At 73.4% G+C, this 925-nt stretch carries 1 protein-coding gene; it reads right to left on the bottom strand.

The window, feature by feature from the left end; genetic code table 11:
• Positions 1–704 precede the first annotated feature (704 nt).
• Positions 705–925: sigma factor-like helix-turn-helix DNA-binding protein (locus KME75_RS41980; RefSeq protein WP_281424903.1), on the bottom strand; the 221-nt coding region annotated here is incomplete at its 5' end.

Genomic DNA, 925 nt, shown 5'->3' on the forward strand with positions numbered 1-925 from the left:
CGCGGTTCCGCGGAACCGCATCCCGGCCTGGCCTGACACCTGGCCCCATCCCCACCCAGGAGCCCGCATGAACCACACGCCGACCCGGTCCCGCTCCCGAACCAGCCGTTCGACACCAGCCACCTAGCCTAGGTCGTTCGGATCATGGCGCCCCTCTTCGTCGCCCGCCGCCCCCGCCTGGCAGCGCTACCCGGGCCGCCGCCCGAGCGCGGGGTCCGGGTGCTGCAGCAGATCCGCAACCGTGTGCGCACAGCGAGCCCGGTAACGAACTGGACTGGCGACCACGCCACAACGCGTGGTACGCCGCCGAGCTCGTGCGCGGACTCCGCGACCGATCCCGAGTGGCGAACGCGCCCTTCGAGCAGCCGGGCCCACCCTCCGCCAGCGACGCGCTACAGCCGTCGTCGGAGGACAGGCCCACCCACCGGTCCCAACTGAGCTGGGCGCAGGCGCACCCTGCATTGCGGCGTTCGCCACCGGCGTGGTCTTCCTTCCACGAGGTTCGTTCGTCGACTGCAGGTCCCGCCGGGCAGCACCCGGGGGTGCTGCCGGATCACGCGACAGTGCGCCGCGTCGGCTCATCGGGCGAGCGCAGTTCAGACGCAGTCGAGCCGCCGCTGAACCAAGAGCGGCCCGGGCCGGCTGGCGGAGACCCCGATCGGGTGGTGCCGGTCAGAGCCAGGGGCGGGGCAGGCGCGAGCGGATCAGCTGGCGTAGGCGCGCAGCCGGTCGGCCCGCTCCCCGACCCGCAGCTTCGCCATGACCTCGCGCTCGATCTGGCGCACGCGCTCGCGGGACAGCCCGAAGCGGCGGCCGATCTGGTCGAGGGTGCGCGGCTGGCCGTCGTCGAGGCCGTAGCGCATCCGGATGACCTGGGACTCCCGGTCCTCCAGCGTGCCCAGCACCCGGCGCAGGTCGTCGTGCA

Source organism: Pseudonocardia nigra, from assembly GCF_019396355.1.
GTDB classification, from domain to species: domain Bacteria; phylum Actinomycetota; class Actinomycetes; order Mycobacteriales; family Pseudonocardiaceae; genus Pseudonocardia; species Pseudonocardia nigra.